Raw genomic sequence first — 17,076 nt, 5'->3', positions numbered from 1 at the left:
TGATGAAAGAATTGTAGCGAAACCTCTTCGATTCTTGGTCAGCCGAGAACGGGATTTAATTATTTTTTTGAATAGTTTTTTTTGAATTTGGAAGATACTTAATTTAAGGTCAGAACCATAATTCAGAAAATTCCCGAGATCGGAGACACAAAATGTTTATTACAAAAATGTTCCTAGCCTTATCTTTGGCGATAAGCATATGGGGACCACAGGATATGGATCGATTAAACAGGCCACTTGGTGACGACTTAAGTATAAGTGACGGTGCTATTCTTTTTGAAAGACTAGCCAACAAAAAAGCTGTAATACCGAATTTTTTACCTTTTAGCCCTACACATGCCGGTGCATCCTACCATAAAGTAATAAAATCACTAAGAATCAGTTTCCTTAATGATAATACAAACCAGTTTATTGCTATAACACAACAAGCTTTTGAATATCCACCAAATGACTTTAAGGACAAGCATTCAGATCTAAAATTAAAAGACGGTACTAAAGCATTTTATTTACCAAATCAAATTAACCGGCTGCTGTTTTTCAAAAACGGGGTAATCTATGTTATTTCAGATTTTACACAACATAATAAATTACCGCTGGCAACATTAATCGAGATTGCGAATTCGCTTACTACTTTACAAAATACTTTACAAAATAAAGCGAGGCTTACTTCAGAAAACCTTTGAACCGGAACTAGGAACGAATAAGAGGACAATAAATAATTATTGGGATCCGCGCTTGGCGCGGTTTTTTTACTTTATGGATGCAATTCCATGCCAGCGACATAGTTCGACAAAACTAGAAAAAAGGAAGTGGTATGATGAACAAAAAAGTGTAAAATGGGGGCTAACCATTGAAGAAGTTTGGTATTTTATTATGGGTTGTCGTTTTATGGTTTTCCGCTTTTACGGGCGTAGACATGGCTGCAGTTGCCGCGGATCAGGGGCAAGTACCAGGTAATGATCAAACAGATACTGTAAAAACCTTAGCGGAATTACCAATAGTCGAGCTTAAGGAAAAAGGGGTGGTTCTCAAAAACAATACGATGCTGCCTGCAGCTGCCCTATTTAAAGAGTTGGGTGCCCAAATACAATACAACAGTAAAACGGATGACATAAAACTCGGGCTTGGGCATACGACAGTTGCCGCTAAAGTGAATTCCAAATATGTATGGATCAATGGAGCAAAAACCTTTTATAACGTTCCACCCCAAATGATTGAGGACAAGCTTATGTTACCTTTGCAAGTGATTAAAGATGCTTTTAAAGTAACGGTTACAGTTGCTCACGGTACATTGGACGATCAATCCAAATTCTTAAGATCCGTAACGTTGACGAGCGAGACGAAAAAGATATACATCCAGGTCAATAGCGCTTATGAAACGTATCAGAAATACTTGGGAAAAACCGCTTGGATACATAACACCTCGGTCTACATAACCGAACTTGACGGGACTCTTAGTTCATCCGTTAAAAATATGGCGCAAGTAAAGATTACGAAGATAGAACGCGATGAATTAATTGGGGATTGGCTGACCGTTTATTTTACTCATAAGAATAAAAGCTACAAAGTCAGACATTTGCATCAATCTAATTTTCCGTTTACTTTCTATATGACAAGTCCTTACAAGACCTATAACTTCCCGCAAAAATATTGGCAGCAAATTGAGAATAATCAGATCAGCGTTGGCATGACCAGCAATATGGTCTATTTAGCCTGGGGCCCCTATAGCAGGCATTACTTGGATAACTACTCGTCGGGGTCGACGGATACGTGGGTCTATGAAATTACTTCTACATTATCCGAATATTTATTATTTAAAGATGGGGTCCTTCAGTCGTTCTCCCGTCACTAATCTCCCGAGTGAAGCTTTCGAAAAGAAGGGGTTTATGATGCATGAGAGAAAGAATGAGCGAACTTCTGCTTTTGTCTAAAATAGAACTACCGAAGCCCCTACATCCATCCTTGCCGCGTCCCCGGCTTATTGAGCGATTGAATGAGGGACTAGACTGCAAGGCGACTTTTATTACGGCTCCTGCCGGATACGGTAAAACGACATTGGTCAGCGATTGGGTTAGAGAGCTAAACACACCTGTCGGATGGCTGGCGCTGGATAACAAGGATAATGATTTAATCCGTTTTTGGCATTATGTCACGAAGGCGATCGAGCAGGCGCTGGGCAGCTTGTCCGATTCGCTCCATGCGGCTGCCGCTACGCTGACCCCCGGCCAATACGAGCCGTTTATCGTCGCTTTGCTGAACGAATTGAACGGCTTGCAAGAGCCGCTTGTCCTGGCGCTCGATGATTGGCATGTAATTCATGATACGGATATCATAGCGTCCGTCTCTTATTTTCTGGAGTATTTGCCTCCTTCCGTACATATCTGCTTTTCCAGCCGAACGACTGGCGGATTCTTGAAGGCGAGATGGATCAGCCGGAACTGGGTCCATGAAATCCATGCCAAGCAGTTGTGTTTTGATTTGCACGAAACGGAAGATTTCTTTCGCATCGTTGAGAAGAAGGAGATGCAAAGGGAGCAGATTGAACGAATCCTGTTCAAAACCGAGGGCTGGGTGACAGGACTTAAGCTGATTTCGTTGTCTTTGCGCGATGAGGAGTGGACGGGAGCTTTTAAACGTGTGCATTCCAGTCATGCAGCTGTCGAGCGATTTTTATTCGAGGAAGTGTTTGAATCGCTGGACGAGCCGACTCAGCAATTTCTGTTGAACGTTTCCATTCTTCAGCGGATGAACGGGCCTCTGTGCAAAGCCGTGGCCGGCAAGAACGGTGCAGAGAAGCTGGCGGAGCTGGCAAAACTCAACTTGTTCCTCACTCCGCTGGATGAGGACAAGGAATGGTACCGATTTCACCATCTGTTCGGCGAGTTTCTGCTGCAGCAGCTAAGACGCCGTGATCCCGCCAAGATGAATATGCTGTTCCAAGCGGCTGCCGCTTGGTGCGAATCGGAGGAACTGCTTGAAGAGGCGGTAGATTACTACTTGGCCGGAGCGTGTTATACAGAAGCCATTCGGTTGCTTGAACAGATGAGAAGCATGATGATTCGCAGGGAATTCTCGACGATGAAGGTCTGGCTGTCGGCTATCCCCGAGAAACTGCTTATGCAGCATCCCTATCTCTATTTCTCGTACATCTATTCTTTATTATGGGCTCAAGACCTTGATCTGGCGGAACAGCATTTGAAGCTGGCCGAGCAGCATTATGCGGCATCTTCAGCCAACTGGAGTCCGGAAGAGAAGAATCGCTATTTGAGCTATCTGTATTATGTAAGGAACTTTAAAGCGACCCAATATGACATGGATATGATGAAAGGACTGGAATATATCCAGCTCTCGCTTCGGTATAATCCGAAAGGAACGGATCTGATATTCGCCTCTCCTCAAATGCCGCTGTCTCCGTCCATATACAGATCATACAACGGCAAGCGCGGCAAGCATTTGCCCCGAGGCCTTTCGGATACCTTCTTTTTGAGCATGATCGAATTCATGGAGCACATTGGCCTGCAGGATTCGGTTCTTGTCTGCTACGGAGAATTGCTCTATGAACGGGGCGAGCTGGAGCAGGCGGAGCATTATTTGAAGCGGGGATTGCAAGGCCGAAGCCAGGCGCATTATCAGCCGGAGAAGGTTTACGTTCCCGCTAGCCTGTTCATGTCGCGCATCAGCAAATCCAGGCAGGACATTCCCCAGGCCAAGAAATGGCTGGAAGATGCCTGCCAGAGAGCGCTTGAGGATGGCGCCAAGGCGGCCCCCATCCTGCTCGAAGCGGAGATGGCCGCGCTGAGGCTGGATTTAGGGGACCCCTCTGCGGCTGTCGAATGGAAAGATCGGTACAAGGTCTCGGCGGATGATCCGGTATCCGTTTATCAGCTATTCGTCTATATCTTCCTCGTTAGAGTGTTGATGGAAACCGGGAAAGGCCAAGAGGCCTGGGCGTTATCTGAAAGATTGCTGCGAGTCGCGGTAAGAGGCCATCGTCCGATGGACGCCTTGGACATTCAAGTGCTGCAAGCGGTAATGCTGAAGCTTGCGGGCAAGCCGCAGCAAGCGCTCCTCAAACTGGAAGAGGCGCTGAAATACGCGAAACCCGATGATTATATCCGTGTGTTCGTTGACAAGGGCAAGCCGGTTGCAAAGCTGCTCGCAGAGTATGTGGAGCAGCGCCAAAAGGGGAATCTTCGGGATAAAAACGCGCCTTCGCTTGTCTTTGTGCGTAAAATTTTGTCTGCTTTCGGGGCAGCAGCCGAAACGCCGCATCAAGGCAGAGCTGCACTAGAGATGCTTCTGACGCCACGGGAATATACGATTTTCCGCTATATGGAAGAAGGGATGGACAACCCGGCTATCGCCCAGACCCTCGGCATCGGCATGGGAACCTTGAAAACGCACATCAATCACATTTACAGCAAGCTGCAGGCAGGGAACCGGGTGGAAGCCATTAAACGCGGCAAAGAATTGCAAGCTTAAAACGGTAAGCTTTATATCTCTGACTCGCCAATTGGCGGGTCGCTTTTGTTATATAGACTTTCTATAACCGGACCTATAACCGGGGTTAGATTCGCAATATTACAAAATTTAATATAATTTTCGGGGTGACAAAATGAATAACGAAAGGAGGAAGCGAACAAATGAGACGTACTCACTCGAGTTTAATGACATTATTTCTATTGATAGGTATTGTTCCGTTTCAAGCCTTCGCCGATTCGGATGCCGCCATGCCCGGTGACGGGTCGGCCGGCAATCCCTACATCATCACGACGTTAGATCAATTGAACGCCGTCCGCAATGATCTGGACGCGCATTATCAGCTCGGGGCGGACATCGACGCGTCGGAAACCGCGGCTTGGAACAATGGCGGAGGCTTTGAGCCGATCGGCAGCTTTAGTCCGAATGGCGGGGGCAGCGCGTTCACCGGCGTCTTCGACGGTCAGGGACATGTCATCCGCGGTTTGACCATTCATCTTGCGGATGTTTCCTATAGCATCGGTCTGTTCGGACAGATCGGCGAAGCTGGCGTGGTCCGAAATGTCGGCCTTGAGGGAGGATCAGTCACCGGCAGAGGCTTTGCCACGGGAAGTCTTGCCGGGTTTAACAAAGGCACCGTCGAGCGGTCATACAGCACCGCGAGCATAAACGGTGACGGCTATGCAGCTGGGCTGGTAGGATATAACTACATCGAAGGCAAAATAATTAACGCCCACGCCACCGGTAATGTCCGCGGAAGCAACGAAGTTGGAGGATTGGTGGGACGCAACGACGGAGGCATTGAGTTCTCTTACGCCACAGGCGATGTCAGCGGTAAGGATTTCGTCGGTGGCCTGGCAGGGAACAGTGAAGCCGGAGAGATCAGCCAGTCCTACGCCACCGGCCACGTTAGCGGCAACCAAAATGTGGGCGGGTTGATCGGCATCAAGCTTGCCGGCAGCGTGTACAACACTTACGCCACGGGTGCCGTAAGCGGACAGGCGGCGGTTGGCGGACTCATCGGCCAGACGGTTGACTTTGGTCCGATCACAAGCTCCTATGCCACCGGCGCCGTAAGCGGGAAGAGCTACGTCGGCGGGTTTATCGGGACTAATAGCGGTGCGGATCCGGAAAACATTTATTGGGACAAGGAAACGACCGGACAGGATAAGATGTGCGGGGCCGACGTATATGGAGTTTTTTGTGACGACGGCAGCGGCCTCACAACTGCACAGGCGCTAAGCCAACCGAGTTATTCCGGCTTTGATTTCGCGAATGTCTGGTATATGTTAGATGGTTCGACTCGTCCTTTCCTGCGGTCGGAATGGTCCAGTACCATCCGTAACGCGCATCAGCTGCAATTGATCGCAATGGATCTGACGATGAATTATACGCTGGCGCAGGACATTGATTTAGGAGCCGACCTCCATGACGATGCCCGATCAGATCTGTGGGCGACAAGCCTAAGCGACGGTTTAGGCTTTGAGCCTATCGGGAGCGGCCTAGAAGGCGAATCCTTCTCGGGCACACTGGACGGCCAGGGCCATACGATTACGGGGCTTTATATCAACAGGAGCAATAGAGCCAATATCGGCATGTTCAGCCATATTTCCGGCGGAGATGTACACGATCTTCATTTGAAGGACGGAAGCGTTACCGGCGGATCTCGGACAGGCATGCTGTCGGGAGAGAACGGGCTGGGCGGACGAATAGAAAATGCATATGTGACAGGACGCGTTACCGGAACAGACAACGCCGGAGGATTGGTCGGGTACAACTCCGGCACAATCAGCAGTTCCGGCTCGGGCAGCGGTGTCAATGGGAATAACGGTGTTGGCGGTCTGGTCGGATGGAACAGTACGGGCAGTGTCACTGAAGCTGTATACGCCACGGGCAGCGTGAGCGGGAACTCTAACGTCGGCGGTCTGGTCGGCTCTAATGCGGGTACAGTGCGCAGCGCTTATGCAACCGGCAGCGTGGGCGGCAGTTATTACAACATCGGCGGGTTGGTGGGGCTGAATGATTTTGGCAGCCAAGTCAGCCAGTCCTACGCCGCCGGCAGTATTACCGGTATGGATTTCGTAGGCGGATTAATGGGGAAAAATGAGATGACCGGTATGGTGAATAATGCGTACGCTACCGGTTCAGTCCGCGGCCGTTACGAGGTTGGCGGACTTGTAGGACGGAATGTCAGCACGATCGACAATACTTATGCCGTCGGCGGGGTCAGGGGGAGCGGCGATGTCGGAGGGCTGGTAGGACGGGATTTCGACACGCCATCCGCGAGCTTTTATAACAAGGAAACAGCCGGCCAATCCGACTCCGGCAAAGGCGAACCGCGAGCCACTTCGGAAATGAAGCAGCGCGCTGCTTACGGTGCCGTTTGGGATTTCGGCGAAACCTGGGTCTTGCAAGAAGGGAAAACTTATCCCGTCCTGCAAGGAATCGCAGCCAACCTCGGATGGGACGCAGCTCCGCCGACTGTCGTGGGCGCGAAGATCGAAAGCGAGCATCCGGACCAAATCATCGTGACATTCGATGAAGAAGTCAGCCTGGCGAATGCCGGGGGGATCGCGATTATTGCAGACGGGAAGGCCGTAACGGTTACCCGAGTCGACGGGACAGGAACGAAGGACCTGGTCTTTACGATTGACAAAACTTTTGAACAAGGCGGGCAAGTGCTCCTGTCTTACGATATGCAATCCGGAAATATTTTCGACCAGGCTAACAATGCGCTGCTCAGCTTCACGGATCGAATGGTTGAATGGATCCCTCATTCGGACAAAACGCCGCCATCGATCGCGATTACGATGACCGAAGCGGACGGAAATGCGTATGTTGATGGTGAATGGACCAACCAGAGTGTCCGTGTGAGCGTAGAAGCGACAGATGAGAGCAGCGTGACTTCGCTCACATATTCGCTTGATAGCGGAGCGACGTGGAGCCCTTATCTATCGGATATTGTCCTGCGTGATGACGGCGTTCATCGGCTCACGTTCAAGGCCGTCGATGCAGCGGGTAATGAATCGGTTGAAAGCCGTACAGTCAATATCAGCATGGCTGGAATAACTCTCACGCCGACGCTCGTGAAAGCGGACGGAAGGGATTATGGGAGCGGCGAATGGACAAATGAGAGCGTTACCGTGAGCGTCTACGCAAAAACGGGAGTCAGTGAGCTTGCCGATTTCACCTACACGCTCAATGGAGGCGCTGCACAAGCTTACGGGAACAGGACCCCGATCGACATATCGGACGAAGGCATTCATACGATCCTGTTTCAGGCATCGGACAAGGCGGGAAATACACTCTCTATGGAGCTCACAGTGAAGCTCGACATTACGCCGCCAGTGATCCTTTTTCGTCCGAATGGTAGCGAAATACAGACTGCATCGGCAGCGCCAATGGTGACGGTCACTGATGAGGGAAGCAGCACGGACGCCTCCTCGCTGCAGTATGTATGGACAACCGATCCGTCTGCGCCTGCTGGAGGCTGGATTCCATTTACAAGCGGTTCAACGCTTACAAAAAGTGGAGCCGACGGAGACTGGTATTTGCACGTTCGGGCCCTTGATCAGGCAGGCAATGAGAACACTGCGACCTCCAGCCGTTTCCGTCTGACCATCCAGCGGCCGGGTGATGCAGACGGATCAGACGGTTCAAGCGATAAAGGTGAAAATCCGCTGCCGAACAACACGTTCCTGGTGGGGATTGAGGGAAGAACGATTGCTTTTGATGGGGGGCAAATCACCATCCCTGCCAGAGCATTGAACCGCCCGTTTTATTTAACCATTGCCGAAATCACCCGCCCGGATGCCCTTCCTTTATCCGAAGGAGAACGATTGGTTAGCAAAGTCATTGAGTTTAAGAAAGATTTAGCAGGGAACTTCGACAAAGACGTAACCATCAGCCTGCAATTTGACAAGGCTTCCGTCCAAGCAGAAAACAATGAACTCAGGCTCTGCCGATTTGACGAAGATACGAATGAATGGGTCGAACTGGACAACGCCGCTGTAGACTGGAGTAAGGGCACGGTAAGCGGCACTACCGACCGCTTCGCCAAATTTGCGATAATAGAGAGACCCATAGTGAAAGAGGACAATGGCGTTCATTTTATGGACATAAAAGGTCACTGGGCGCAAAAGAACATTGAGAGTCTTGCAGCAAAAGGCGCTGTGAACGGTTATCCGGACGGCAGCTTCAAGCCCGACCTTACAATCAGCCGAGCAGAATTCGCTGCGATGCTGGTTCGAGCGCTGGGCCTCACCAATAAAGGAAGCAAGACATTCAGCGATACGGCTGGTCATTGGGCGGAGCAAGCCATTTCCACGGCGTATTCGTACGGGATGGTTCAAGGATACGATCCGAATACCTTTGCTCCCGACGACGCTATTACGCGCGAGCAAATGGCGGTCATGACGGCTAATGCCTTGCAATTGGACGATGCGCCATCCCATTTAACCTTTGCCGACCAGGACAGCATTGCCGCATGGGCACAGAAGGCTGTCGCTGCTGCAGCAGAGTATGGATTAATAAACGGTTATCCGGACAACACGGTGAAACCGAAATCTCGTGCTACACGAGCAGAAGCGGTAACGATGATCTGGCGTGCCACTCAGAGAAAATAAATAAGCAAGCTAAGAGAAAACAATAGGATCCCCCTTCGCTAAACATGCAGATCAGATTGGATGTTTGTTAAAGGGGGATTTTTTTCATTCATGATCAAGGATGAAAGCACCTCTGACGGAGTACGATCTACATAGAAGTATTGAAGAAAGAGAATCTTTCAACTTCATAGTATCCACACATTTATCAGTTACATTATTCCCAGTTGAAAAGATTTGACGACGGAAAAGAACATATTGAAATTGACAAGGGGATGAATATGAGATGAGAAGAAAAATCTTGGCTTCTATTGGATTGGTGGCCATTGCGTTAGGGGCTTATTTTTTTGCAGGAAGCATAGAAAGAAATACGTCCAAGGAAAAAGGAGCACAAGACATTAAGCAATTGGTGGAGGATTACAGTGCAGGCAGCATAAAAACTCAGTCGGCTTCCATCACATCTCACGAACTCATCGTGACCGATGGCGACTCAAACTCGCAAACCTATGACTTACCCCAAAACGAGTTTTTTGTTTCGATCGCGCCCTATGTTGAGAAATCGCACCCATGCGCCACCCACAGCTTAACAGGTTGCCGTGGAGAATTGGCGGAAAAAGAGTTTGACTTAAGCATTGAAGATATGAAAGGAAACACGATACTGGAACAAACAATGAAATCCAAAGCTAACGGATTTATCGATCTGTGGCTGCCGCGCAACAAAAAGTACCGCATAACAATTACTTACAATGGAAAAACGGCTGAGTCCGAATTTTCCACGTTTGAAGGAGACAACACTTGCATTACGACCTTGCAATTAACTGATAAAAGCGCCTAAGCAGGCGTTTTGGTTTCGGACTAGCTTACTTGGAAAGCCCAAGGTATTGTACAAAAACTCCAGTCCTGGCAATACTGGCTCCATTATCCTCATAACGATTTGGTAACCAAAATGATTCTTTCCCGTATTAAGATATGAACATGATCCGACGAATTTGCTGAAGCATAAATTCTAATCAATTTCCGTCGATGGAGAAATTTTTTCTCCCCTAACGCATACATGTTTAACAAAAACAGAAGTAGAGGTAAAGAATCGTATGAATGAGGAATTTACAGGTCATGCCGATACATGGTATCGTCTGGCTGAGCAGAAGGCAGCTCAGTATTTTGCATCACTTTATGAGGAGGTTATGGAGAAGACTTATGTGCCTACCCTGACTAAAGATATCCAAATGTGGAAACGGAATCATATCCATCGCCATTCGTGGCTACCCTTTTTTTCGTGGGGAAAGAGAAAACCTGATTCTCGAGATTATCATAAATATATAAGGTGGCTGAATTATACAGGCAAATTGGATGATTACCTGGATCGAAGCGTTTCCTATATTTACATGAGGGATTTGGGCAAAGCCCTTGATTCTTCCGGCACGCAGACCCGAATTCAGCAAGTAGTTGCCGACATCAAAAATCACCTGCTTCATTCCACCGCAATAAACCAGGGAGCCCGCCCCGAATTTTTGAGTTTAGCCGGATTCTATAGGTGGGCTCAGAAAGAAGGTATAGAAACCGCCGCGATTTGGGTGATAGACAAACTTAAGAATTTCTCCGTCCATTTTCCGAAAGAAATGGATGCCGAGCAATCCGAGCGCAAACTGATCAAGATTATTGTCGGGGTTGTTCTGCATGTGATAGAAGAGATGGAGGGTGGAATATCGCCTTCGGAACGTGTACGGAGACTTGATGAAGCCATCAGGCTTGGTTATTCCTATGGTCTGACCTATCCTTTTATTGACGATCTTCTCGATTCCCAGGTCTTAACCGCTGAAGAGAAAGAACAATATTCCCGTATCATACGTGACGTGCTCCTCAGTGGAGAAGTACCGGAGCTTAGCGAGTGGGCCGGGAATAAAACGGAACTCATTCAATTCGTACATGCAGAGCTCCGGGATGCTTTTGAATATATGAAGAGTGTTCAGCGGCCGGAAACACGGACAAGATTTTTTGAGCAGTCCTATGTGTTTTTTCATTCCCAGCACACGGACCGTATCAAGGATCTATCTAACGCTAACTACACCAACGAAGAGCTTTATATACCGATCATTTTAAAATCCTCTTCTTCCAGGTTGATCGTCCGTTCCGTAATTAGTGCTCCCGTGGATGATGGCTTTGAACAACGGACATTTTATTACGGGATTTACAATCAGCTGGCCGATGATTTTGCGGATATGTTCGACGATATGAGAGACGGTACGGTAACGCCCTATACCTATTATTTAAAATATCATAATCAGCGCTTGGATCTTATAAACCCCTTTGAATTATATTGGACGGTCATCTCGCATTTGATCCATAACGTATATCACTCCGATGCCAAGAGCTGTGAGGTGATACTGGATCGGGCAATCAACGGTCTAAAACGTTGTGAAAAACGCATAGGTTCAGAAAAATACAACGAAATCATGGAGATATTTGCTTCCGGAACTCCAGAATTCAATCGTCTCGTTCAAAATATGGTTCGAAAAGCAGAGGATGTTGATTTCTTCGATAAACTGCTTCGGGACCAGATAAATACCAATTTGAAAAACGATCGGAAGGAAAAGGAGAATTTTCAGAGTACGATCAAAACTGTCCGCGATCAGATCAACCATCTGTTGGAGATTCCCAAAAATAACGGGATTCCTCAGGTAAAAGCGTCGCTGATTGATGCTGCAAATTACAGTCTCCAGGGGGACGGGAAACGAATTCGGCCTATATTGACTTGGGTCATGGGCGTAAACGAATATGGATTAGATCCATCGGCCATCGCGCCTCTTCTGAGATCATTGGAATATATGCATACCGCTTCCCTGATCTTCGATGATCTGCCATCCCAGGATAATGCTTCTACCCGAAGAGGGCGTCCAACACTGCATCAGGTCCATAATAGCGCCACGGCGGAACTAACCGGTCTGTTTCTGATCCAGAAAGCGATCCAAGAACAAGCATCGCTTGACCAGTTCGATCCGAAAATCGTGCTTTCCCTGATGCAATATTCGGCCCAAAAGGCTGAAGATATGTGTATGGGACAGGCGATGGATTTGCAATCCAAGGGAAAAGCACTTACACTGGAACAACTGAATATGATGTGCTTTTACAAAACCGGAATTGCCTTTGAAGCTTCTTTAGTTATGCCGGCCATTCTTGCTCAGGTTAAGGCGCCGGAAATCGAGGCTTTGAAGAAATTCGCCTATCATGCGGGCATTGCCTTTCAGATTAAGGATGATTTGCTTGATTTGGAAGGGGATCAGCACTTACTCGGTAAACCCACCTACAACGATGTCCAAAACAACAACTCAACTTTTGTAACCATCCTTGGTCAAGAAGGGGCCAGAAAAGAAATGTGGGAACACTACTGTCTTGCCATGGAAGCTTTGAAAGAGGTGCCCCGCAATACTGCTTTTCTTAAGCATATATTGGATTATATTGTTAGCCGGGACCGTTAAGTGTCGACGTGCGAGGCAACGGAAACATTAAAACGGGATAAATCTAAGGGGCTTTGGAGGTTCAGCTTGTTGGCCCGCAATCGTGCGAGGCATGTTAGGTTGGAACCTCATTGGGTAATTACAGAATAGAATAGAACAACCAGATTTATTTCTGAATACAGAGGAGGAAACTAAATGTTTAAGAAACTATTGAGAAAAGTGATTCATTCCATTGAGGAATCCAAAAGCGAATATGGCCATCGCCGGTATTCGAGCAGTGACCGGGGTAGAAGGGGAAGGGCAGAGTACTATAGCTCCCATCATAGAGAGCGTTCCTACAGCCATTCCAGCAGTTCGAGGCCGATGTTCAAAAGGGGTTCTTCCTCGGACTACCGTCATCATGGAGGGCATAAGGGACATAAATTTTATAAAAACAGGAATGGCAGCCATTCAAGCTAATCCTTGCTAAGATTCGAGCCAAGCGAGGCTGCCATGTAAATCAGCGACAAAGTCAGAGCAGTGTTGATAAGGCTCATCCTCTCCAAAAAGTCTGCGAAGGATGAGTCTAAGCTGCTTGGAGAGCTTCAGTTCTTCCGACCAGTGCCGCTCCATAACTCCGGATTCGGGGGTGAAACTGGAATAAAGCATGAACAGCATCAGATGCCCGATATCGAACAAATCCGATTGAATATTCGCAGGCTTTCGGGATGTTAAGCTGTGAGTGACTGTTTGTTTTAGTATTTGCTTAACTGGCGGGCCGTCGCCAATAGGTTGGGCCAAGCCGAAATCGATGAGATAGAGATTCCCCTCACTAATAACGATGTTAGGAATACGAAGATCCAAATGGACGAACCCTTTATGATGAACGTGCTGCACCCGGTCCATAAGTTGAAGCGTCCATTCCACTGTATCGCGCTCTCGGAAGATTCGTCCCTCACCAAAAATCATATCTTCAAGCGTTTGTCCCTTCACATAATCCGTAACCAGCCACAATGAACGACCTTCCTGAATATAATCACGATAAGTCGGGATGAACGGATGATCCAATTTGGCAATAATTTCTCTTTCCCGCGCCAACAGGATTTGGCCGATTCTCTTTTTACTAGGTTTGGCCTGTTTCACTGCAACCTTCCGCTGTTCCCGTTCATCAAGACAGTAGTAAGTGATTCCATAACTGCCGACGCCGATCTGCGCTATAACTCTGTACCTCTGTCCGATAAGGGTTCCTTCCTGCAGCGGATAGTCCGTCCAGGCACGGACAAATCTTTCCCATTTTTTATACATATGGCTGTACCTCTTCATTCATAAGCATTGTCTTAAGGGCTAAATTTTTTTCGTGGTCCCATTATAACATATTCGCTGAACTGTGATCCTCTCACGGGTCTATTCGTGCGAGCAAAGCAGCAGAGTGTTTCACGGTGGATGGTATTCGTTGGCGAGCGCATTCGATTTAAATTTTAAATAAAATATTGACAATTATCACGACTTGCTTTATGGTATTTCTGGAATATTATTACACTTAAGGGAGTGATATTTTTGAAGTATATCAAATCATAGTGTTGTTTTCGTTGCAATGGATAGGATCATGTTTAGTTTCTTTGTAGCCCAGGAGGGATTGTAAATGAAAAAAATGATAGGCAAGAAGATTTCCAAGGGATTGTATGTAGGTCTATTAGTTACTTTTTTCTTAAATCTGTTATTTACGGTTGGACCAACAGAAAAAGCATATGCCTTATCATATGATTTTACAGATCCTATTGCGACAGGTTGTGCGTATAAAAGTCTAATCACCTATGAAACCAAATATATCTATAAAAGCGGTGTGCAAATTGGATATGTACAGCTAAAAGGAAGTGCTTATTGTCATACGGCTTGGGGCTACATTAAGCTTTATTCTGCTGCTCCATATGATAATTATGCTAATGTCTATCTTGATGGTTTTTATGGTACTACTCGAAGAGCATTTACAAGTTGTTATAAAGGTGACGGCGGCAACGGGGCAGTCATGAATGGTCAAACCTCCTGTTATACGGGGCAATTATATGATAAGGATCCGTATAAAGCTTCGGCCAGCGCATACATTTATACTTCAACTGGTGCCATTGCTGCGAGTGCGACTACCAATCGTTATTAATCCAATGGGAGTGATTCAAGATGGGAAATTTAATATTACGTAAGTGCCGTCATCTAAAAATAGTAGGTACGCTTGCAATAGCTGTCTTAGTTCTGTTTAGTTTTCAAGCAAACGCATTCGCTATCTCTGATTTAAGCTATTATTATGATGGGAAGAATCCAACAACAACCAAGGTTTATGGGGGAAGCACTAACTGCGATTCTGATGCCTTTAATGCGAAATCTGCCGGGGTTTACAAGAACGGGGTAAGAGTCGGTACGATCTATTTAAGATACAGTAACCAATGTCATGCAGCATGGGCTAAACTTGTGTTGAATAGTCCTGCACCTGCTGTTGACGGAGGGATCTATGCTTACGCTGTTGTAAATAAGTACAAAAATGGAGTATTTCAAAAGTCTGTTGACTCTAACAGCGGAAATGGACCGATTCAAACAGGGCAAACGAGCACGTATACAGGTATGGTGTTTGATGAAACGCCCACCTGGGGATATACGGCTGATGCCGAAGGTGTTATCTATCCTAATGGCTACGGAAAAACTGCCCGTTATTAAATCATAAGAAAGGGTGAATGTTTTGAAGAAAAATCTTTGGCGGATTGGTCTCCTTGCAATAGCTTTTTCAATCATGTTGGATGTGTTCGGATTAACGAATAGACAGGTGTTCGCAGAAACTCATTATTATGATGGAAAGAGTCCTTACTACAACAGCTGTGCCAGTAGTGCCGTCACGAAAGATAAAGTATGGATTGATTCCGTTTCCTATGTAGAATTGAAATACAGCACTACGTGTAAGACGGCATGGGCCAAGGTTACGCTGACTCGCCCGGCCATATACAATAATGAATTGGATGCCAGAATCGTACGAAGCACAGATGGCAAAGCCTTCACATGCAGCAGCACTGGCGGAAATGGTGTAGTGAATATAGGACAAACATCTTGCTACACGCCGATGGTTTATGACTTAGACCCTCGCAAAGCGCAAGCGCAGGGAAAACATTTGATTGCCAATAGTGACGCCTCTATAATAGCGACAACCATTTGGTATTAATTCTAAAAAGGGTGCTTAAGGCGCTGTGTGATTCAGCGCATTTTTTTGTCTTTTTGATTCTGACGGAAGCGATTTCTTTGAAACATATGAGGAAGCTCAGGCAGGTTAAAGTTGTTTTTTATTATGGGAGGTGCCTGTATGAAAAGAAGGCATGAAGTTTTGTTTGAGCAATTACGTACATACCGGGGCGAGCTGCTTGAAATGGTTGAAGGGGTATCTGAGGAAGAGGCCGAGATTATACCTAAAGGATTTAATAATAATATTCGGTGGAATCTCGGTCATGTTTATGTGGATCAATACTTATGGATCCGGGCACTCACGAAAGAGGAGATGCCAAATCCTATGGCATTCAATGAGTGGTTTGGTTATGGTTCCAGCCCTTCCCGGTTCACTGATGAAACACCGACATTTTCCCAGCTCATTCCGATGCTGCAACAGCAGCCCCGCATCATTCAGGAGAAGTATCAGGATCGTATGGAGGAGGAATTTGCGCCAGCAGAAATGGGGATGCATACCACCGAGCAGGTACTTATCAGAACTATTTTCCATGAAGGACTGCATATAGGCGCGATTCAGGCTTTGAAGCGGCAGCTGAGCAGCGAAGCAGGACGTAGTTAATTACGGGTCCCGCAACACTTGAACTTATACGTTTGGATTAGAAACAAAACAGGCCAGGTTAATGGGCCTGTTTTGTTTGGGTTCGGAGTGAAAATATAGACAAGTAAAGGAATTAATATGCCTTTACAGGAATATTCCCCTTATGGTATATTCGGAATACAAAATATGAATCACAAAGGAACATCCGAATGATGGAAATCACGACATTTAGTGCATTGGGTGAACCTAACCGCTTTCGCATGGTAGGGGTGCCGCCAACATTTTAACGAAAATATACGCTAAGCCCTTCGATTGCTGAAAAAGCCGACTATTCCTTACTTTAAGGAGTGGTCGGCTTTGATAGAAGAACTTCGATCCATGCGTGAAAAAATGAAAGAAGGGTTAGCGAAAGTCGATAAGCATCTCGATAGTGTTCACTCGAAAATAGATTGGGCTGTTGCTGAGCTAAAGCTAAACGAAGGAGTAACCAAAAGACATTCGGCCTGTACGGTCCTTCCGAAGATACCGACGCACTCAAGCAGGATATCCGCGATCTATAGGTCAGACTGTTTGATCTCGAAGCAAGAGTAAATAATCACTGAACCGAAGGCCCGAGCGAAAGCTCGGCTTTTTTGTTTGGCGTGCCCAGAGGCACGCATCTTCTAGCCGGTGAAAGTCCGGTCACGGGAGGGGCCAAGCCCCCGTGTAGCTTGGATACCTGCGTACGGCGAAATCTGTGCGTAGAAGCGTATCGACGAAAGTA

General features: G+C 47.0%; 11 protein-coding genes. 10 read left to right on the top strand and 1 reads right to left on the bottom strand.

Translation table 11 applies throughout. The features are described 5' to 3' along the window. Positions 1–152: 152 nt before the first annotated feature. From K7397_RS01315 to K7397_RS01290, 6 genes are all read left to right on the top strand, one after another. A complete protein-coding gene (locus K7397_RS01315) occupies positions 153–683 on the top strand; it encodes a hypothetical protein (protein WP_223066140.1) in 531 nt (176 codons plus the stop codon). Between the two features lie 167 nt (positions 684–850). Beyond that, positions 851–1,852, top strand: a complete 1,002-nt coding sequence (locus K7397_RS01310) for a copper amine oxidase N-terminal domain-containing protein (protein WP_223066139.1) — start codon at positions 851–853, stop codon at positions 1,850–1,852. A 41-nt stretch (positions 1,853–1,893) separates the two neighbouring features. After that, positions 1,894–4,482 carry a winged helix-turn-helix domain-containing protein gene (locus tag K7397_RS01305; protein WP_237690587.1) on the top strand — a complete coding sequence of 863 codons (2,589 nt, stop codon included), beginning with the start codon at positions 1,894–1,896 and terminating at the stop codon, positions 4,480–4,482. A 161-nt stretch (positions 4,483–4,643) separates the two neighbouring features. Then, positions 4,644–9,104 (top strand): S-layer homology domain-containing protein, encoded by a 4,461-nt coding sequence (locus tag K7397_RS01300; RefSeq protein WP_223066138.1) that lies wholly within the window; start codon positions 4,644–4,646, stop codon positions 9,102–9,104. Between the two features lie 262 nt (positions 9,105–9,366). After that, complete coding sequence (locus K7397_RS01295) at positions 9,367–9,915, top strand: CueP family metal-binding protein (protein WP_223066137.1); 549 nt, start codon at positions 9,367–9,369, stop codon at positions 9,913–9,915. Between the two features lie 256 nt (positions 9,916–10,171). Next, positions 10,172–12,556 (top strand): polyprenyl synthetase family protein, encoded by a 2,385-nt coding sequence (locus tag K7397_RS01290; protein ID WP_223066136.1) that lies wholly within the window; start codon positions 10,172–10,174, stop codon positions 12,554–12,556. A 444-nt stretch (positions 12,557–13,000) separates the two neighbouring features. Here the strand turns inward: K7397_RS01290 and K7397_RS01285 are convergent, their stop codons facing one another. After that, positions 13,001–13,819 (bottom strand): serine/threonine protein kinase, encoded by an 819-nt coding sequence (locus K7397_RS01285; protein ID WP_223066135.1) that lies wholly within the window; start codon positions 13,817–13,819, stop codon positions 13,001–13,003. Positions 13,820–14,156: 337 nt separating this feature from the next. On the opposite strand from K7397_RS01285, the gene K7397_RS01280 reads away from it, so the two are divergent. From K7397_RS01280 to K7397_RS01265, 4 genes are all read left to right on the top strand, one after another. After that, positions 14,157–14,669, top strand: coding sequence for a DUF2690 domain-containing protein (locus K7397_RS01280; RefSeq protein WP_223066134.1), 513 nt, complete (start codon positions 14,157–14,159; stop codon positions 14,667–14,669). A 20-nt stretch (positions 14,670–14,689) separates the two neighbouring features. Further along, complete coding sequence (locus K7397_RS01275) at positions 14,690–15,220, top strand: DUF2690 domain-containing protein (RefSeq protein WP_223066133.1); 531 nt, start codon at positions 14,690–14,692, stop codon at positions 15,218–15,220. Between the two features lie 73 nt (positions 15,221–15,293). Further along, entirely contained in the window at positions 15,294–15,716 is a 423-nt protein-coding gene (locus tag K7397_RS01270; RefSeq protein WP_223066343.1) for a YjfA family protein, read from the top strand. A 138-nt stretch (positions 15,717–15,854) separates the two neighbouring features. After that, complete coding sequence (locus K7397_RS01265) at positions 15,855–16,334, top strand: DinB family protein (protein WP_223066132.1); 480 nt, start codon at positions 15,855–15,857, stop codon at positions 16,332–16,334. Positions 16,335–17,076: the final 742 nt, after the last annotated feature.

It is taken from the genome of Paenibacillus caui (genome assembly GCF_019904135.1).
GTDB lineage: Bacteria > Bacillota > Bacilli > Paenibacillales > Paenibacillaceae > Fontibacillus > Fontibacillus caui.
Note: the sequence above shows the minus strand (reverse complement) of the source record. Positions and strands in the feature narration are given on the sequence as shown.